This window comes from Zhouia spongiae, assembly GCF_022760175.1.
In the GTDB taxonomy this organism is placed as follows: Bacteria; Bacteroidota; Bacteroidia; order Flavobacteriales; family Flavobacteriaceae; genus Zhouia; species Zhouia spongiae.
This window is the reverse complement of record NZ_CP094326.1, coordinates 1,531,037-1,551,395: the sequence shown is the minus strand read 5'-3', so window position 1 is coordinate 1,551,395 and position 20,359 is coordinate 1,531,037. Positions and strand designations below refer to the sequence as shown.

Below are 20,359 nucleotides of genomic sequence, written 5' to 3'. Positions count from 1 at the left end.
TTCTAGTCTATTATTTTTATATCTATTGATGTTCTGGATTGCCACCCGGTTTGATCGGTTACGGAATATTGACAATGGTAATCGCCTGTATCAATATCTTCAGGGATGGTTAGATCAATGTTTATCTCATATGAAGTCCCTCCACCTTCAATGGTATAGTTCTTCATAAAAATCATAGGGTTAACAGCTTGTTTAATAGCTTCCAAATTACATTGTGCTCCCTGGTCATCATGGGTATGATGATCAAAATTGTGGTGGATATCCAGACTATACGAAGCCAAAGCGACATTATCGGCTACTTGTGCTTTGAATGTATAGGTCTGTCCTCTTTCTAATATTTCGCATGACCGGGGGAACCCCCCAGCGTAGTTCACACTGATTGTAGGCTTATCTTTATCAACCTCATTATCGTCACTGCTTGAACAAGCGAGCAGCGATATGGTCGACAAAAGCATCAGCAATAACTTTGGATATGTTTTCATATTGTTTTTTTTTAAACCGTACGACTTTTTAACAATGCCGTACGGCATGAGATTGTCTATTTTCAGGAATTAATCTTCTGCAACTACACTAAAGGGTACTGACAGTTTTACAGCTTCTTCTGATCCTGTATCCTTCACATAAATATTCAGCCAGTAATCACCTATCGGAAATTCCGGGTTAACAGGTAAATGATAGTGAATGTGAGGATTCTTTGTGTTTTCATAAAGTTCAGCCGGGATGGAAAACAACTCCTTATCCCAGCTACCAGCCGGAACATTCTGTCCTTCTCTCCATTCTTCAAACCATAGCTCGTAGACTATTTCGCTAACAGTATTATCGCCTGCCTGATATTCAAACTCTGTATGTAATTCACTACTACCAAAGTGCATGTGTCCGTCATGCCCTATTTCCACATCAAAGAATCGTTTAACCACCTCAAATTCGCTGGTCAAGACACTTTTAGATCCCCCTTCTTCAACCACGGTAATAGTCATTCTATAAACTCCTTCGGCCGGGCGTGTACTGGGAAAATATTCATTTTCGGGATCAAAAAGTACGTGGTAATGAATGTGAGGATTGCGCTGGCCTTCATAGTATTTTTCAGGAATCAGGTAATCGGATACTCTCCAATCCACTTCATCACTGACCGGGGTTTTGATACTTATGGATTCAATGTCAAAATATACTTCCGTTACTTTTTGTATTCCGGTATAATCAAACTGCACATGCAGATCCGGATTGGTCTGGGGCACTTTGAGATCGGCATTTCCAATTTCAAGGTTGTCAAATCTATCCGGATTGATATCACCTTGTTGGTCCAGGGCATCATCATCACTGCTACAGGATGACAAAAAGATTCCTGTGAATAAAATAATGGCAAAAGATTTAAAATTTAAATTCATAATGATTGTGTTTAATTATTAATATTAATTGAATGTTTGTATAAGAGATACAGCTATATTCCTGCCCGGCTCCGGCACATCTATAAGCCTGTAAAAACTGGTGTGATTAAAATATTTCTCGTCAAATACATTATTGAGCTTTACCCTTACCTTGAGCGGAGTTTTTTTACGGATCAGGTTAAGTTCGGTTTCTAAAGACATGTTGAGTACCTGATACCCGGCAGTGGTTTCTTCCGGGGGAACGATTTCGTTTTGAGCAGCGGTGATTCTATATGAGGCTGTAAGCAATGACTTTTTAAGGAAAAGCAACTTTTCAAACTGGTAGCTCCCTGTAAAAAGCCCGGATAAAGGTGGCGAAAACGGCAATGTAAACCCTTCTTTTGCTCCATTGGTCTGTACAGAATAAACATATTCACCCGCCACATCAAACCGTAAGTTTTTAATCGGTTCAATACCCAGCCTAAGTTCTCCTCCTATCCGAAACACCTTGCTCTGTGTATATTCATATATCTGCAATGTTTCATAATATTCCGGAGTCGGATTCAGGTAAATATAATTGCCAAAGTAGTTAACAAAAGGACTGATACCAACCATAAGCTTTTTTCCGGCATGCTCTATATCAACATCCAGCTGATATGATTCTTCAGCATCCAGTTCTGCATTTCCCCTTTCGTAACGATACATATGATAGTTAACCCCGTCTGATGCCAACTCATTCGCCAATGGCATCCGAAAACTTTTCCCCAAATTGAGCTTATAGGTAGTATTACCCCTTATATAACTCACGCCAACCGATCCACTGAAATTCCCAAAGCTCAAATGTTTATCCCGCGCCCTTTGCCGGTATTCGTAAGAGGTCGTTCCATCGGCATCATTTACCGGAGACTGGTACCAGTCGTAATAAGACTGAGTGTCTACAGTTCCGTAATCATACCGAAGGCCGGCCAGCAAGTGTAAATCAGGATTGAGCTCATACTGATCATATATAAACCCTCCTACTGTAAAACGCTGGTAGGAAGGGATTAAGAAGCCCCATCCACCAATATTATTATCCTGATATTCTGCATTTAACCCGGCTACCAGACGGTGTTCTCCCAGAGGTTTTAACTTATCTCGAAAACCCAGCGTATAGGTATTCTTGTTAAATGCTCTTTCTTTTGTATTATCCGGTTTTGGCATATACCCGTGAGGCACAGGTTCTGAATGCTCTTCCCGAGCATTGTTCTGAAAACCAAGATCTATGTGTAATGTATGACCACCTGCCAGGACCGTAGTGTTGTTTGTTATCTTAAAATGATTCACTTTATGGAACGGCAAGTCTGTATCTCTACTTGAATGATCGTAATCGATACCGGAAGTCCTCACCTCTAAACCATGAGCATTGGCAAAAAATCCGTTTTTAGCATGAACGTTGCTTATAAAGGTTTCCGACTTTACCTTTTCTGAAAGATACCCGACACTTGTACTGGCATTGGCCTCATAGCCGGCTGTATTTCTCAGGTTGTTATCGTGTAATTGAAAGATATAGTTTTCATACCGTATCTGGTCGGTAGGAACCTTATAATCTCCATAGTCTTTATAGGTTAAACGTCCGCGATAATACCATTTATCCTTTCTATGCTGAATGCCTGCTGATATTCCAAACAAATCATTATTGCTTTCTGCCAGCAAGTTCACTTCTCCTTCGAAAGTATCTTTCAAAGGAACGGCAGGTGATTCTATATTTACGACTCCTGCAATAGCATCTGATCCGTACAACAAAGATGCGGGGCCTTTTATAATCTGTACAGATTCAATACCATACTGATCGATTTCCAGCCCGTGGTCACTACCCCATTGCTGCGCTTCATGCTTGATCCCGTTCTGAACTACTGCTACCCTGTTAAACCCTAAGCCCCTGATCACGGGTTTAGATTGTCCCGAGCCTATACTGATAGTACTTACACCCGGCAACTTTTCAAGGGTTTGCATTAAGCTGTTTTCCCTGTTTTGATCTAAAAAACCCTTATCTACAGAATAGCTGACTACAGGAACCTCTTTGGCGCGTTGCTCCCTGGATTTTCCATAAACCGCTACTTCTTCTATTTCCCTGGCAGCAATTTTTAATAAAATTTCGACAACCTCCATTTCCGGGTAGACATGGATCGTCACATTTTCAGTTTGATAACCAATATGGCTAACCTTAAAGGAACGAACCCCTTCAGCGATGTTTTTAATAGCAAACTCACCTGTGGGTGACGTTACTGCATAGTGGTCACTTCCTATAATATATGCGCCTTCTACAGGCTCTGACGTGTCTGCATCTAACACAAATCCTTTAAATTTCAGCGGAGTTTGCGCAAAAGCAATGGTGCATAGGCTAAAGTATAGCCATATACCTAGTATTTTATGGGTCATTAAAACAGATACTTTAAGTTTCGAGAATATTTGGCGAAGACAACCTCTTAATACATCTGTTTATGAAATACGATTCAGAAACTACCCGAAAGTAATATCATTGAAGTTATAGATAACGCAAACCTACCTGAAGGCAAGTCGACATGATACCCGGAAATTAAAAACATTTCTAAGAAGAACCAAGCTATCCCAGAGTTACAGGCTCCCGCCCGATTCATAAGCAAGCGTCCGAGAATACTACATATATCCTTGAAACTGCATGTTTACTTGTTTTTAATTTTACGGAACGTCCTGTAATCATTTCGATGGTATCTAAACATGATCACAGGTCGTATAAAACCTATACACAACCGAATCGATACACTCGCTCTTTATAGAAAGTGTTTATCCGAATCTTAAAACAAGATGTAAAAAGGGACTTAACGTATGGCCGGAGGTGGCCTTGAAAAAAGCTGGTTAGATTCAATAGAATTAACAGCCAGAAAATTATAGTGCTTTATAATTTCCCGATCGATTACTTCCTGGATATACTCAATATTGAAGTCGAAATCATCGATCGGAATAGCCGGAGTGTGCCCGTGAGTAACGGCAAAATCACAAATGATACAATCTCCCCCATGATCATGGTCATCAGTATGCGCATATGCATGTAAGCCTCCCAGTCTCATTGTGAGAAAGAGCGCCAGAAAAGCAAATGCGATTTTATTTTTCAGATGTCCGATATTCATGAAGTGTCAAAACTATTAAATTAATCCGGGCCTAAATGTTATAGAAATCTTAATAAAAAGAAAAACGAACCGATAAGCCCTCATTCTAATACATTTTTTTAATCCGTCTATAAAAGTATCCTCACAAGTGCAGAGCTTGTATACACTCCCTTCACATTAACCACGACTCCTGCATGGCTTTGGGGAATTAGTATTCTTTTTATAAACAGCGCCAGGCAGTTCATCGGTATACAAGAACAGCAGCTATTTATTTCTATAGTTGAGCATCCTTATACGGAACACTGTTCCTTCTCAAGTTTTCGGATGAGAAGTTCTTTTACATTGGTAAAGGCATAATCTTTGGCTTCGGCAAAAGAAATATTGTATTTTCTTTGTATTGACTGCATTTCGACAGGAAAAACAGACAGCAATTTATCATAATACGTGTCTAAGACAGAGGAAGAAGGCATCTGAAAGTTTATTTTCAGCTGAAACCTTCGCATTAATGCAACATCAATAATCTCGGAATGGTTTGTAGCACAGATCAACATGGCGTTATCTGGAAAATAATCTATCAGCTGGATAATCGTATTCACCAATCTTCGCATCTCCCCAACGTCTTTATCATCATTTCCCCTGGCTTTGCCTATCTGATCGAACTCATCCAGAAACAATACGCACTTTTCTCTTCCTGCCTTTTCAAATACCTGTTTGATATTCTGCGAAGTTTCTCCTATTCTCGAACAAACAATATTACTCAGGTTCAGGACTATGATCTTTTTATTCAAGGCATTTGCGATAGCTTTTGCGGTCGTTGTTTTTCCACAACCTGAATTTCCATATAACAACACCTTATTATTTACCGGTAATCCGTACCGGGTCAGTTCATCTATATACTTATGTTCTTTTATTAATTGCTGTACGGCTTTTTGATTCTCCGGATCCAGGAAAACATCTTTTAAAGAAACAGCTTCCTTATCGTTTATGACCAAATCAAATATATTCATTCAGATTGCTTTTTAATTATTTCATTTCCGGTACGGGAACTTTGACTTATGCTTTATCAAAATACTGAACTATCACTTACTTTAACATTATGATATTCAATTTTGCAGGGAATGTAAAAGACTTTCCTACAGGGCACTGCAATTTAGCTTCTTTAGCCAATTCCTGAAACTTATCGGCGGAAATCTCTTCGACTTCGCCAATCAGGGATAGTTCTGCACCGGTTACACAATCGGCTCCGTAGGTAATGGTACAATCCGTATCTAAAGTCCTGATTGTATAATTTTCTTTAGACAAAAGCATTACCATTGTCATATTAAAACACGCCGAATAGGCTGCTGCTAAAAACTCTTCCGGTAATGTAGCATTTTTATTTGCACGCTTCATAAAATGAAAATCCATATTATTCATTAAAGGGTTTTCCGAAGTAAACTTGCCTGCTCCTTTTTTAAAACTACCCGACCAGATGGCATTGATTTTTTGATTCATCATAATTGATTTCTAATATCCGACACAAAACTAATTGTAAAATATCTGGCGGTCAATGGAGAAAAAGCACACTTTATAGGACATTTTCTACTATTCAACATTCCTGAAATATAGACGTAACAATCAAAACTTATTTATGGGTTCCATCGGGATAATCTCAGGGGTGTTCGAAAGGTTTTTAAGGTCGTCCCACAACCAGCTGTTCTTCGTAAGGATAAACCTTCACAGCCTTACACTCAGACAGGCATCCCATATTATCTTATAAAATATTCTAAAGGAATTTCATGGATCCCTTCGGGCCAATTTGCTGACGGAAATATTGTTCTTCCTGAACATTAACGGGGTTATCCCTGTCTGAATTTTAAAATACCTGTTGAAATAAGAGGTGTCGTTATACCCTAAACTGTATGCTATTTCTTTCACACTCATCTCGGTATAAGCCAGAAGCCTTTTTGCTTGCAGCATGATCCGGTTAACGATGACACAGCTTGGGGAGGTTCCGCAATCGGTTGTAATTCTTTTGTTCAAGGTTTTGGTACTGACATTCAGCATTGCTGCATATTCGGCTACCTTATGGATTTTTGTAAAATTTCTATCAACCAGCTGACTGAATTTACGCGTAAACTCTTGTTGTTCCGATAGATTTAAGTTTCCATCATCCCATTGTTTTATCCAAATCCTTGTTGATTCTATGATAAGGTATTTTATTAATATCCTTATTTTCTCTTCATTCCAATTATCATTTCGCCCCTGCTCAACTCCTATTTCATCAATAATTCCACCTAATTTTCGGGATTGAACAGCATCGAGGTAAATATATGGTGTTGAAAGCACATTACTATACAATATCCCGTCACAGGCAAGCTCCTGATCGTGGATCTCTACGCAATAGAAGTCGGGATGAAAAAAGATCATCTGTGCTTCCGACGAATTTAATATCTCAAACGAATGCTCCTCATTAAAAAAGAAAAATGCATCCTCATCACATATATATTCTTCAAAATCAATCTTTAACCGGCTTCCTTTTCTTAAATACAAGATCTTAAAGTACCCCTCATATGTTGTATCCCAACCACTGGAATCCGCATTTGAGTTCACCATAATCACTCCATATTGATTTTCATTTACCACCATTATCCTGAATAGAAACTTTAACGAAAATTCAAAGTTCGTGTGAACGACAGACAAAAAGCAAAATTAAAATTATTTCTCCACATTTATGATGACAGAGAAAGGAGAACGCATCCACCGGGCAACTTGATCAGAATGAACACCTCATCCGGTATTATTCATGACCCTTTTTTTGGTGTTTATAAAACAGGGAATATTTTCTGTTTTTTACTATTTTTGCCAACAAAATTTCCCGGCCTCATAGTTCAACGGATAGAATAGAAGTTTCCTAAACTTTAGATCCAGGTTCGATTCCTGGTGAGGCTACAAAAAAAGCCGGCTTTCCAGCCGGCTTTTTAACCTATAAAATTTCAACAATTATACAGCTGCATCAATAGCATCCGTATAAGTCTTCTTAGGTGCCACGCCTACTTGTCTGTTTACTACTTCTCCATTTTTAAATACCAATACGGTAGGAATGTTACGAACTCCATATTTAGCAGCAAACTCCTGGTTAGAATCAACATCAACTTTACCAATTACTGCTTTTCCATCGTACTCTCCACTAATCTCATCTATGATAGGAGCTACCATTCTACAAGGACCACACCATGCTGCCCAGAAATCTACCAATACCGGTTTGTCACTCTTTAAAACTACTTCTTCAAAAGTAGCATCTGTTATTTCTAATGCCATTTTTATTTATTTTATGAATTTATATCTCACTTCGCAAATTTAGTCAAATATTTCACCAAAACTTACAAGCATTTCATCAGTTTTGATTATTAGGCTATTATAATTGCTGATACCCCAATTTTTATCTATCTTTTCAGCTACACCCAAACCTACAAAAAACTTATCCATGAAGGCATTGTTTCTCCTTTTGGCGCTTATTCCACTATCTTTTATTTATAATGGAAGCCAATATAAACAAAATGATTATAACTGGATTGAATTGGAGGTAGAAATGTCTGCATACAATTCGGTAAGGTCACAGACAAATAAGCACCATCCGGCCATTGCTGCCTGGGGCGACACGCTTAAACCTGGCATGAAAGCCGTAGCCATATCGAGAGACCTTTTAAAACTGGGATTAACACATAACACACCTGTAAAAATCAAAGGCTTACAAGGCACTTATCTTGTAAAAGACAAAATGCATTCACGTCACCGCAATAAAATGGACCTCTATATGGGCACCGACATTCAAAAAGCCATCCTGTTCGGCCGCAAGAAAAAAACCATTTGGTACGGCATCCCCAAAAAAGAAAAACCTTAGTTCAGTTTATAATTTACGTTCTGAGTTTTCAAAGCACCAAGCAACTCACTTGTAATATGTACCTTTTGCTTCCTGCTAGGCATGGTCAATTTTATCTCTTCTTCCATATCGTAGACAATAAAATTCAGGATATGATCGCCAGAATGAGACGAGAGCAAACCTTTCAGGCTCGTTATCTGCTCTTCTTGCAGGTCAGCAACGTTGACCCTGATCGTTAATTTTTTAGCATAGGTACTCATCACATCCTGTAACAACATGAAGTTATTAAACTGTATCTTAGGATCGGATCGTTTTCCTGTATCTTTATTTACCCAACCTTCTTTGATATATGATTTTATATAAACAAATGAATTAGGGATCAGGAAATGCCTGAATTTCAGATATTCTTCTCCAAATATTTTAAACTCATAACTTTCATTATAGTCTTCTACTATAAAAATAGCCCAGCCTTTTCCGTTTTTCGACACGCGGTGATCTACCGTAGAAATAACTCCTCCCAGGGAAACCTCACGATTAACATACTTCTCCAATTGGGACAAGATGGACAGATCGGCATTACAAAACACCTCCAGTTCAGTTTTGAAATCGTCTAACGGGTGACCGGAGATGTATATTCCGACCACTTCCCTTTCGCGTTTTAACTTCTCCATGGTTCCCCATTCTTCACAAGGGGGAACTTCAGGTTCAGGGATTTGCACTTCACTACTTTCTCCAAAAAGACTTACTTGTGATGAGTTTTCATTTTCCTGAAACTTAGCTCCGTATTTAATGGTCTTTTCAAGGAAAGTAATACCATCGCCGCCATCGTGGAAATACTGAGCCCTGTGTGTATCTAAAAAGGAATCGAAACCTCCGGCAAAGGCCAGATTCTCAAATGCTTTTTTATTGGCTGCCCGCAAATCGATACGTTTGGCCATATCGAACACCGATTTATAACGTCCCTCTTTTCTGTTATCTACAATAGTCTGAACAGCACCTTTACCCACTCCTTTAACAGCTCCCATTCCGAAACGAATAGCTCCCTCGTCATTTACAGTAAATTTATAGAAGGATTCATTTACATCGGGTCCGAGTACCGTTATCCCCATCCGTTTACATTCCTCAAGAAAGAAAGTAACCTGTTTGATATCATTCATGTTGTTCGACAACACGGCCGCCATATACTCTGCCGGATAATTTGCCTTCAGATATGCCGTTTGGTATCCGATCCATGCATAACAGGTAGAGTGCGATTTATTAAAAGCGTAACTGGCAAATGCTTCCCAGTCTTTCCATACTTTCTCCAACACGTCTCTCGGATGTCCCTTGGCTTCACCACCATCGAGAAACTTCGGTTTAAGTTGTTCCAGTAAGGCAAATATCTTTTTACCCATCGCCTTACGCAGCATATCGGCTTCACCCTTGGTAAAGCCTGCGAGGCTTTGGGACAATAACATCACCTGCTCCTGGTACACTGTAATACCATAAGTCTCCTTCAGGTATTCTTCCATAGCAGGGAGGTCGTAAACGATCTCCTCGTCTCCGTGCTTTCTGCGGATAAAACTAGGAATATATTCCAATGGCCCGGGACGGTACAAGGCGTTCATGGCAATCAAATCTGCAAAAACGGTAGGCTTGAGTTCTTTCATATACTTCTGCATTCCGGCAGATTCGTATTGGAACACCCCTACTGTTTCTCCTCTCTGAAACAGCTCATATGTATTCTGATCGTCCAGAGGAAAATCGTCAGGGACCAGGTCTATATTGTGTTTGTACTTTACAAGCTTTACGGTATCCTTAATCAGGGTTAAGGTTTTCAGCCCCAGGAAATCCATTTTCAGCAGACCGGCATTTTCCACGACCGAGTTATCAAACTGCGTTACCCACAGATCGGAATCTTTAGCTACGGATACAGGCACGAATTTTGTAATATCATCAGGGGTAATGATAACTCCACAGGCATGAATACCTGTATTCCTCAACGAACCTTCCAGTATACGGGCCTGGTTTATGGTCTGAGCCTCCAGGTCTTTCCCTTCTGCTATATTTTTCAGTTCGTTCACCTTAAGAAGCTCTTCTGAACGCAGTTTTTCTTTCAGTTTGGCTTCATCCAGGCCGAATATTTTCCCCAGGGTTGTGTTTGGTATCAGCTTCGCTATGCGGTCTGCTTCCTGTAATGGCAGATCGAGTACTCTTGCTGTATCGCGGATGGATGATTTTGCCGCCATGGTACCATAGGTAATAATCTGAGCCACCTGATTGGCCCCGTATTTATCGATCACATAATCCATTACCAAACTACGTCCTTCATCGTCGAAGTCGATATCGATATCGGGCATACTCACACGATCCGGATTCAGGAAACGCTCAAAAAGGAGGTCGTATGAAATCGGATCCATATTGGTAATACCGAGACAGTAAGCCACCGCCGATCCGGCGGCAGATCCACGACCCGGACCTACTGACACGCCCATCTCACGAGCCGCAGCGATGAAATCCTGTACAATAAGGAAATATCCCGGGTACCCTGTTTTTTCAATAACCTGTAACTCGAAATCTAGTCGCTCCCGAATATCATCGGTTATTTCATCATAGCGATCTTCTGCTCCTTTGTATGTCAGGTGACGAAGAAAATTATTTTCTCCTCTTTTACCTCCGTCCAGTTCGTCTTCTTCAAACTGAAATTCTTCGGGAATCTCAAACTTCGGAAGTAATACATCCCGGGCCAGTTCAAAAGGCTCTACCTTACCTACTATTTCATTTGTATTAATGATGGCCTCGGGAAGATCTTTGAAAAGCCCTTTCATTTCATCTGAGCCCTTAAAATAATATTCCTGATTTGGCAACCCATAACGATAGCCACGACCCCTGCCAATCGGCGTGGTCTGTTTTTCGCCATCCTTCACACACAACAAGATATCGTGTGCATTAGCACCATCTTTATCTATATAATAGGTATTATTGGTTGCCACCAGTTTTACATCATGCTTTTTAGAGAACTGAATTAAAACATCATTTACACGGTCTTCTTCTTCCTGGCCGTGCCGCATCAGTTCCATATACAGGTCATCTCCAAATTGATCTTTCCACCAGAGTAACGCTTCTTCCGCCTGATTTTCCCCGACATTCAACACCTTACTCGGCACTTCTCCATATAGGTTACCGGTAAGCACCATGACATCTTCTTTATACTGCTCAATTACCTTTTTATCGATACGGGGCACATAATAGAATCCATAGGTAAACCCAATTGATGACATTTTAGCCAGGTTATGGTAACCATTTTTATTTTTGGCCAGCATGACAACCTGATACCCGTTATCTTTTCTGGATTTATCTGTGTGATCTTCACAGACATTAAAGACGCAACCTACTATAGGTTTCACGATTACTTCGGTCGGTTCTTCTCCCTTGGCTATGGCCTCTTCATTTTTTGCTTTGGCGGCTTTGTTATGATTTCCCACATCACGAACGAAATGGAAGGCTCCCATCATGTTACCAATATCCGTAAGCGCTACGGCAGGCATTTTATGCTTTGCTGCTGCTGCTACAAGTGCCGGAATTTTTGATGTAGCCTGGAGTACTGAAAACTGGGTATGGTTATGTAAATGTGAGAATGAAACTTCTGCTAACTCGGCAATATTCTGCTGAATCTCCTCTTTGGATAATTGTTCCTGGGGATCTTCTTTTTTTAACCGTTGACGTATTTTATCGGATTCGGCCTTGAGGTTAATATGCTTTAACCCGATAAGCTCAATGGTCTGTGGATTGACTTCTGAAAAACGGTTAAAATAATCGGCAGGAACATCGAGCTCCTCAATGGTAAATCCGTCTCCCCTCCTGATCAACTCGAAGAAACAACGAGTAGTAGCCTCCACATCGGCAGTTGCGTTGTGAGCTTCGGCAAAAGGTTCGCCAAATAAAAATTCGTGCAGCTCTGTTAACGTCGGCAATTTAAATTTACCGCCTCGTCCACCGGGTATTTTACACAATTCTGCAGTAACTTCGGTACAGGTATCCAATACCGGTAATTCGGCCATCTTGGTTTCTACCCCTAAACGGTAGAACTCAGCTCCCATAATATTCACATCGAAGCCTACGTTCTGACCTACTACAAACTTCGTCTTACGTAATGCAATATTGAATTTTTCCAACACTTCCTCAAGAGAGATTCCCTGTTCCTGAGCCAGTTCCGTAGAAATACCATGCACTTTTTCGGCATCGAACGGGATATTGAATCCGTCCGGCCGGATCAAATAATCCTGATGTTCGATTACATTTCCCATCTCATCGTGCAACTGCCAGGCGATCTGTATTGCTCTTGGCCAGTTGTCGGTATCTGAGATCGGCGCATCCCACCGTTTTGGCAAGCCTGTGGTTTCTGTATCGAAGATTAAGTACATAGTAGTTTCCAGTTTAAGGTTCTCAACACTGCATTTTCGCTCTTCATACCGCCTCAGACACCTGATAATCAGGTATTATTAAATTAAGGCAGCACCAAGTAAAATTAAGGATTATTCAGCGTATGAAAAAGTGGAGTTTTCAGGAGTTATTAACGAATCCAGAAAACGCATGCGATTTGTCAGCCGGTTTTGCAGTTGGTCACATTTTACTGTTTTAACCAAGAAAACAAAAGTTTATTTGTTACTGCTTTTTAACTTTCTAAATTTATAGCAATGAAAAAGATAATATTTCTCATTTTTTGGCTTGCAGCAGCAGTTTCATATCAAACCCAAGCGCAATATAACTTTCCTTCACAAACAGGCTGGGATTTCACTATTGAAAGAATATTTAACGGAGAAGACAACAGAATTCCTAAATACCAAGATGACATAAACATCAGACTAATTAATTTTGAAAACAATGAAGACCTAAGATTAGTGCTTAACATTGTTGAAGAACTGCGCTCCCTTATCCCAAAAAAAATAGCTGTTTCTTCAGAAGGTCATGGAAACTTAATTCTTGAATTAGTCCCTAAAAACAGCGGTATCCGTTTTTTTTCCAGCCGGAACCTTCACCACCATAAAATGCTTTCTCAACATAATAAAATTTGTTTAGAAAACCTGACCTCGACAGAAAAAAAGAGGATTATCGAATACATGATAGTACGCTCTTTATGTGTACTACGAAATAATAATTACAACTCCTTTATTGGCAATGCGATTCTCGATTATAAAGATCAAACCGATCCTCTTTCGACCAACTTTACAGAGGCCGATAAATTTTTGCTTCACAACTTATATGCACCTGATTTTTCAGATAAAGCAAAAAAGTATATCACAGACAAACATTCATGGAGATATTATATGAATTTTGTTTATCGGAATGAAGTAAAATGGTTCTCCATAATCCTATGTACACTCATAGTTATTTTGATTTTCACTATTTCATATAAAACAATTTTAACAAAAAAATTCAAAAAGCCTTATTTCAACTATTTATTCCCAGGGCTTCTTATAATTTATACCACGTTAATTATTTTAGAAGTATATCATCATACGACCTCCATGGAAGTAGACGCTAAACCTGCATATCTTGCACCTATCGTCTATAATTTAAGCTGGCTTGCTCCTGTAAGCATCTTATACCTATTAGAACGATATTATATAAAGTCCAAACAAACTATCTCGAAACAATTAAAACTTAAAGCATTTTTCACCTTTTCAATTCTATCTATAACTATCATACCTTTTATGGTTTTTATAAATAAGCCACGTATAAGACTAATGTTAACATTGGTAGCTATTCTTATTTTCTTTTCGAGGATGTTGTTTTTATATCTTAGAGAACACTCTGCCGCTACAATTCGTGAAAAAGATACGGAACTCAGTAAATTAAAAGAGCTCAAGGCTCAAGCCGAAGTAGCTTCCTTGCATGCGCGTATCAATCCGCATTTTTTATACAACTCTTTAAATTCAATTGCCTCCCTAGCTCATAACAATCCGGACAAAACTGAACAAATGGCTTTGTCGCTTTCTGACCTGTTTCGACACAATCTCAATAGAAAAAATGAAGCAACAAGCAGTATAAAAGACGAAATAGAAGCCCTAAAAGCCTATTTGAAAATTGAGCAGATCCGTTTTGGTGAGCGTATGACCTTCACCATAGAAATTGAGAAAGACCTTGAACACTATCAAATACCCCGAAACATCATTCAACCATTGGTTGAAAATGCCATAAAACACGGTATCTCCAAAATACTGGAAAAAGGATTCATTAAAGTTGATATCAACAAAGCACAGAGCAACATTATAATTGCGGTAACAGACAACGGCCCCCGTTTCCCTGACGGATTGGTAAGCGGCTACGGCTTACAAAGCATACACGATATCCTAAAACTAAGCTATGGCGACAAGGCTTCCTTAAGCTGGGAGAACCAACCGACCAAAACCATTGTAATAACTATAGAAGACCATGAATAATATACCCTATACAACCTTAATCGTAGACGACGAACCTCCTGCAAGACAACGGCTAAAAGAATTACTATCCGGTTTTACCGATACGTTCAATGTAATCGATGAAGCTACCAACGGCATCGAAGGCATCGAAAAAATCAAGCATATAAATCCCGAAATTATTTTCCTTGATATCGAAATGCCAGGGATGACCGGTTTTGAAATGCTCCGGCAACTTAAAGAAATCCCCATAGTGATCTTCTGCACCGCATACGACGAATTTTCATTACAGGCCTTTGAAACCAACAGTCTGGATTACCTGCTTAAACCGGTACGGAAAGAACGCCTGGAACAAACCATTCTAAAGCTAAGATTTTTCAAGAAAGAGCACCAATCAGCAAAAATCACAAGCATCTTACAACAGATAACAGGTTCAATATCACAGAAAACACTAACATCTATCACTATAAAAAATGGCAAAAGAATTATTTTTATCAAGCTCGAAGAAGTTAGTCATTTTAAAGCCGGTGATAAATACGTATCTGTTTATACCAAAAACGGAGAAGAACATCTTACCTGCCAGAGTTTGAATACTCTCGAAAATCAATTGCCCGATAGATTCATACGAATACACCGATCGATCATTATTAACAAAGACCTGATTAAAGAAATACAGACCTATTTCAACAGCCGGTTCTCATTTCGGTTAAATGACAAATACGAAGCAACGGTGATCAGTGGCAGAAGCTATCAGCAGCAAATCAAGGAATGGATGGGAATCTAAATTCTATATAATCGTTTGTTTGTTGAGAAAAAATAATCTATTTTGTAATCAATTAACATCAATCATAAAAACTTTTTCTTATGAAAACAGCATTCAGAAACAGAAGCTCAATTGTCCTGATCCTGTTCTTATCGTTCATCACCGTATGTGAGGCTCAGGCCCTGTTGCCCGAAACTGTTTATGGAGAATGGCACAACAACGAAGGAAAGAACGAATACGACGGCATGCTCATTCACCAGGGATTTATAGAATTTGGATACCGGGCTTTTATGTATCATAATATCACAAAGAATAGCACCAGCGACTATTCTTTTACAGCCAAAGACCTCGATAATAATACTGCGAAATACGAGTTACAGGTTTTATCCGAAGACTCTATAAGGTTAAAAGCAAACGATTCTCCTTTTAAAACCTACGTCAAAGTCGAAAACCCACAAGGGGGAAAACGCATTACAAATACTGAAATACCGGAAAAAATCAAAGGCAATTGGTATACCACAGACGGAAACAATAGTCTTGAATTCAATGTTACATCAGACAACTTCACTTTTAGGGATAAAGTGTACAGCCTGGAAGACTTGGTTCTTTTAGGATCAGGTGAAAAAACACAGTGTCGTCTTGTTGTTAAAAACAACGGCGAATACCGGATGTTCTATTTCAAAAACTGGACAGATGGTTATTTGCAAGTCGGCTTTAACGGAGCATATGGCGATCTGTATAAAGCAAACAAAGAATATCCCGACCAGAGAATAGACGATATTAATAGCTACATGACATCAACATTCCCAAAAGCACTTAGGGGCAATTGGTTAAAAACTGATGGCAGCAACCGGTGGTCGCATAGCTTTTATTACAATCATGCCATTGTCGACAAAGCTATCTGGAAGTATCAGTCGGTTAGAGAAAAAGGGAAATGGTTCATTATCACCCTCGAAAACAAGGGTTCTGAAAAAATAATATATGCCAAAGCAAATAATAACAATACCGTTTCATTCGGACCCTCCAAAAAACGATTAACTGTTTGCAGCCCTACCAAAACAAACAACCCGAATTACAAGCCGGCAGATGACCTCCCTTATCAAGAAGAAAACCTGTTCACTATAGATTCTGCTGTATACTCGGGGATCATAAGAGGATACGATAAAGAAAAAGGACAAAAAACAGGAATGGTTTATGTAAACAATCTTTTTACCGGAAATCAGGAATCGCATTTGATTAAAATTAATGATGACGGCAGTTTTAGCGTAAAATTCCCTCTTTACCACCCTCTGCAAGTTTATGCAAGATTTCCGGAATCCAGTTTTACTGTCTATGTTGAACCGGGAAAAGAAACCTGGCAATTAATTAATTCAGACAGAGAAGATGAAGGTTTTTTTGCCGGTGACTGCGCTCAACTCAATACCGATTTATCAAGTTTGTATAGCTTAAAACAAGGTAACAAGCAGTATTACTATCTAATTAAAAACGTTCAAGATTACACTCCGGAGGATTACAAGCAAAAATGTTTTTCTATTTATGAATCTCAATCTGATAAGCTAGACAGCATTTTCAAAATTCGTGCTTTAAGCAATAAAGCAAAACAAATATCACGTTTAAACCTTGATTATAGCCTATATGAAAATGCTTTGAGCTACAACATATACAACAATATACCCGAAGCCGCTAAGATCGACAGTACTTATATCCGTTTTTTAACTCCGGAAATCTACAACAATAAACTTGCCGTACTAACCGGAAGCTACTCTATTTTTTTAAACCGTTTACGTTATTGTGATGCCATAAGAAACGGAAACGGGATTAGCATAAATCATCCGGAGGTCACAGAATTTGCAGCGATCTTAAAAAAGAAAGGCGTTCATTTAACCGAAGATGAACAAGCATTGGTAGCCAATGAAATAAAATTCAAAAAAGATAATGCAGGTGCACTACAAAAAAGAGAAGATTTTAATGATGCACACAAAAAAGAATTACAACAATTCTACAACAGTATAAACAATGTTATTAAAAAAACCCCGAAAGGCAAACGTGAATATCTTTTAAACCACATATCGAAGGATGTTAATATTGATAGTTTGATTGTTTATGCAAAAGCCGTTGCAGTTGCTTTTTCCGATGAGGAAATTGCCATCTACAACGCATCCCAAAACCTGCTTACAGATGAAGAGCAAAACCGCTTTAAAATGTATTATAGCGACGAGTTAAACAAGAAAAGACAAGACCTTTACAAGAGGTACGATCAATACATGAAAGAACATATAAATTTCCTTCTTAAAAAGAAACAAACGGAATCATACATCAACTTCTTTAAAGATAAAAGCTTGTGGATGCAAGACATACTGATCATGCAAACCATTTCAGCATCAATATACGAACAGTTAACCCCGCTTTCCGACACTTCATTACCGGAGTACTCAAATCTGGTTTACGATCCGTTCTTAAAAGAGTACCTGGTTTATGAAAACAAAAGAACCAAAGCCAAAATAGAAGCCAATAAGAACAATACGGATTATGTTATTAATAAAACCACCAATACCGAAGCCGACAAAATATTTGAGACCATCACTTCCAAATACAAAGGCAAGGTAATATTAGTTGATTTCTGGGCTACCTGGTGTGCGCCATGCCGTTCGGGAATAAAGCGAATGAAACCCATGAAGGAGGAATTGAAAGACAAAGATATTGTGTTTGTATATGTAACCAACCAAAGCTCGCCCGAAAACACCTGGCAAAACATGATCCCTCAAATAAACGGAGAGCACTACCGTGTATCAAAAGATGAATGGAACTATCTGTCCTCAAAATTCAACATCACCGGAATACCTCATTACACCTTGGTTGATAAAAAGGGAAAGATTGTTGAAAATAAAGTCAATTTGGGTACCAGTAATGAAGGGTTTAAGCAGCTCTTCGGAGAACATCTGTAAAGCCCTAAAATCCGACACCCCCGAAAAAGCTCTATAACTACTCGTTTGGAGTCCTTTAAATTTTATTCAAACGGATATTTCAAATCCCTAAAGGTTTGATTATATTTGTCGAACCAAAATTTTATGAAAAAATGTCGATTTCAGATTTATATTCAAGCGGTTTTAGAGAACGCAACCGCGATCATTTTGCCTCTATTGTAAGAGTAGCTTTAACTGATGGTGAAATTAATGAGGAAGAAAAAGCTTTTTTAGATCGTCTGGCCAGTAACCTGGACATCTCAGAAGAGGATTATCTTGCGGTTTTAAAAAACCCTACTGCCTATCACATCAATCCTCCGGTATTATACGATGCGCGTTTGGAGCGTTTATATGATATTGGACGCATGGTTTATGTTGATCATATTGCCGATGATAATGAAATGGGGATTATGATCCGTCTTGCTATCGGACTGGGCTTTACTTCAGCCAATGCAGAGTTTATAGTAAAAAAAGCAATGTACCTGCTTAACCTTGGGGTTGATATTGAAACTTTTAAGGAAGAGATCAAACACATGAACAGATAATACTGTTCTTTATTTTATTATAGTAAACCACCTCGGGGCAAGCCCACGAGAGGGTCAAGCGTAAAAAAAAGGTCTGGTAGACCTTTTTTTTAGCGATAGAGCCAGCTGGCGCATGGCAAAACATTTCGACGCAAGTCCTATGAAATTCCGTCAGGACTATTTCACAAGGACAAGCATCGGAGCATTTAAATCTCGATTATCGAGTAAAAAAGCGGCCAAGGCCGCTTTTTTACTATCTGTATTTCTGCATGAATTCTTCAGCCTTTTCCACCATCTTCTTACTGCCGCAGAAAAACGGTACCCTTTGATGTAACTCTGTCGGCTGAATATCCAGAATCCGTTCAAATCCGTTACTGGCTTTAGCATTTGCCTGCTCTGCCAGAAAAGCCATAGGATTACATTCATACAAAAGACGTAATTTTCCATCTGTAGCTTTGGAGCTTTTCGGATAGATAAAAATCCCTCCCTTTATCATATTCCTGTGAAAATCAGACACCAAAGACCCGATATATCGCGATGTATACGGTCGGTCGTCCTCTTCCGTCTGGCAATATTTGATATAATCTTTAACCCCCTGCGGAAAATGCACATAGTTCCCTTCATTGATTGAATATATCCTTCCATTATCGGGGTATATCATATTGGGGTGCGACAAATAAAAGGTTCCGATAGCCGGGTTCAGGGTAAAACCGTTAACACCATGTCCGGTAGTATACACCAACATGGTAGATGTTCCGTAGATAACATAACCGGCTGCGACCTGATTTTTGCCGGGTTGTAAAAAATCTTCTTCCGTTACCGGTGTCCCCACCGGGGTAACCCTTCTGTAAATCGAAAAGATAGTACCAACAGACACATTAACATCTATATTGCTCGATCCGTCCAAAGGGTCTATTAACACAACATATTTATTCTGATTGTTCCTGTCAGAACTGTTGATCTTTACAAAGGTGTCTTCTTCTTCAGAAGCTATCCCACATACAATCTCCCTGTTGGTCAGCGTCCGGATAAATGCATCGTTGGCAAGTACGTCTAATTTTTGTTGTTGCTCCCCCTGCACATTGGTCTCTCCTGCTGTACCCAGAATATCGACCAAACCTGCTTTATTCACTTCATGATTTACTACTTTAGCAGCCAATCGGATTGCATTGATAAGTTTGGAAAGTTCGCCGGAAGAATACTTAAATTCAGTTTGCTTCTCGATGATAAATTCACCGAGGGTTTGGTTTTGTTTAGCCATGTTCAGTATAGTTGTGTTTTGAACAACAAATATCGATATTTTTGTGAAACTACATCGTTTTCGCTAAAATCAATTTGTTTATTTTTTAACTTATTGTGA

General features: G+C 39.1%; 16 protein-coding genes and 1 tRNA gene. 6 read left to right on the top strand and 11 right to left on the bottom strand.

The genetic code is table 11. The features are described 5' to 3' along the window. Positions 1-2 precede the first annotated feature (2 nt). From MQE36_RS06760 to MQE36_RS06730, 7 genes are all read right to left on the bottom strand, one after another. Positions 3-482, bottom strand: coding sequence for a DUF4625 domain-containing protein (locus MQE36_RS06760; RefSeq protein ID WP_242938410.1), 480 nt, complete (start codon positions 480-482; stop codon positions 3-5). A 69-nt stretch (positions 483-551) separates the two neighbouring features. After that, positions 552-1,385, bottom strand: a complete 834-nt coding sequence (locus MQE36_RS06755; RefSeq protein WP_242938409.1) for a hypothetical protein — start codon at positions 1,383-1,385, stop codon at positions 552-554. Between the two features lie 24 nt (positions 1,386-1,409). Beyond that, the gene (locus tag MQE36_RS06750; protein ID WP_242938408.1) at positions 1,410-3,782 is read right to left on the bottom strand and encodes a TonB-dependent receptor; all 2,373 of its coding nucleotides are present in this window, start codon (positions 3,780-3,782) and stop codon (positions 1,410-1,412) included. 419 nt (positions 3,783-4,201) lie between these two features. Continuing rightward, the gene (locus tag MQE36_RS06745; protein ID WP_242938407.1) at positions 4,202-4,510 is read right to left on the bottom strand and encodes a hypothetical protein; all 309 of its coding nucleotides are present in this window, start codon (positions 4,508-4,510) and stop codon (positions 4,202-4,204) included. A gap of 269 nt (positions 4,511-4,779) precedes the next feature. Then, positions 4,780-5,496 (bottom strand): AAA family ATPase, encoded by a 717-nt coding sequence (locus MQE36_RS06740; RefSeq protein ID WP_242938406.1) that lies wholly within the window; start codon positions 5,494-5,496, stop codon positions 4,780-4,782. Between the two features lie 76 nt (positions 5,497-5,572). Next, complete coding sequence (locus MQE36_RS06735) at positions 5,573-5,986, bottom strand: OsmC family peroxiredoxin (protein ID WP_242938405.1); 414 nt, start codon at positions 5,984-5,986, stop codon at positions 5,573-5,575. 279 nt (positions 5,987-6,265) lie between these two features. Next, positions 6,266-7,171, bottom strand: a complete 906-nt coding sequence (locus MQE36_RS06730) for an AraC family transcriptional regulator (protein ID WP_242938404.1) — start codon at positions 7,169-7,171, stop codon at positions 6,266-6,268. A gap of 177 nt (positions 7,172-7,348) precedes the next feature. Here MQE36_RS06730 and MQE36_RS06725 point away from each other — a divergent pair. After that, a tRNA-Arg gene (locus tag MQE36_RS06725) sits at positions 7,349-7,420 on the top strand. 51 nt (positions 7,421-7,471) lie between these two features. Here MQE36_RS06725 and trxA read toward each other — a convergent pair. Together trxA and MQE36_RS16970 are read right to left on the bottom strand one after the other, a co-directional pair. Beyond that, positions 7,472-7,789 carry a thioredoxin gene (gene trxA, locus MQE36_RS06720; RefSeq protein WP_242938403.1) on the bottom strand — a complete coding sequence of 106 codons (318 nt, stop codon included), beginning with the start codon at positions 7,787-7,789 and terminating at the stop codon, positions 7,472-7,474. Positions 7,790-7,828: 39 nt separating this feature from the next. After that, entirely contained in the window at positions 7,829-7,957 is a 129-nt protein-coding gene (locus tag MQE36_RS16970; RefSeq protein WP_278286638.1) for a hypothetical protein, read from the bottom strand. On the opposite strand from MQE36_RS16970, the gene MQE36_RS06715 reads away from it, so the two are divergent. Continuing rightward, entirely contained in the window at positions 7,956-8,372 is a 417-nt protein-coding gene (locus MQE36_RS06715) for a 3D domain-containing protein (RefSeq protein WP_242938402.1), read from the top strand. The two genes, MQE36_RS16970 and MQE36_RS06715, sit on opposite strands and share 2 nt — an antisense overlap. Here MQE36_RS06715 and dnaE read toward each other — a convergent pair. Beyond that, positions 8,369-12,754 (bottom strand): DNA polymerase III subunit alpha, encoded by a 4,386-nt coding sequence (gene dnaE, locus MQE36_RS06710; RefSeq protein WP_242938401.1) that lies wholly within the window; start codon positions 12,752-12,754, stop codon positions 8,369-8,371. The two genes, MQE36_RS06715 and dnaE, sit on opposite strands and share 4 nt — an antisense overlap. 273 nt (positions 12,755-13,027) lie before the next feature. On the opposite strand from dnaE, the gene MQE36_RS06705 reads away from it, so the two are divergent. The 4 genes from MQE36_RS06705 to MQE36_RS06690 all read left to right on the top strand — a co-directional run bounded on the left by MQE36_RS06705 (position 13,028) and on the right by MQE36_RS06690 (position 19,020). Then, positions 13,028-14,773, top strand: a complete 1,746-nt coding sequence (locus tag MQE36_RS06705; protein ID WP_242938400.1) for a sensor histidine kinase — start codon at positions 13,028-13,030, stop codon at positions 14,771-14,773. Beyond that, a complete protein-coding gene (locus tag MQE36_RS06700) occupies positions 14,766-15,533 on the top strand; it encodes a LytR/AlgR family response regulator transcription factor (RefSeq protein WP_242938399.1) in 768 nt (255 codons plus the stop codon). The genes MQE36_RS06705 and MQE36_RS06700 overlap by 8 nt, the downstream gene beginning before the upstream one ends. An 80-nt stretch (positions 15,534-15,613) precedes the next feature. Further along, positions 15,614-18,457, top strand: coding sequence for a TlpA family protein disulfide reductase (locus MQE36_RS06695; protein WP_242938398.1), 2,844 nt, complete (start codon positions 15,614-15,616; stop codon positions 18,455-18,457). A 131-nt stretch (positions 18,458-18,588) separates the two neighbouring features. Beyond that, positions 18,589-19,020 carry a TerB family tellurite resistance protein gene (locus MQE36_RS06690; protein ID WP_242938397.1) on the top strand — a complete coding sequence of 144 codons (432 nt, stop codon included), beginning with the start codon at positions 18,589-18,591 and terminating at the stop codon, positions 19,018-19,020. Positions 19,021-19,252: 232 nt separating this feature from the next. Here MQE36_RS06690 and fbp read toward each other — a convergent pair whose 3' ends face one another. Next, positions 19,253-20,260, bottom strand: coding sequence for a class 1 fructose-bisphosphatase (gene fbp, locus MQE36_RS06685; protein WP_242938396.1), 1,008 nt, complete (start codon positions 20,258-20,260; stop codon positions 19,253-19,255). Positions 20,261-20,359: the final 99 nt, after the last annotated feature.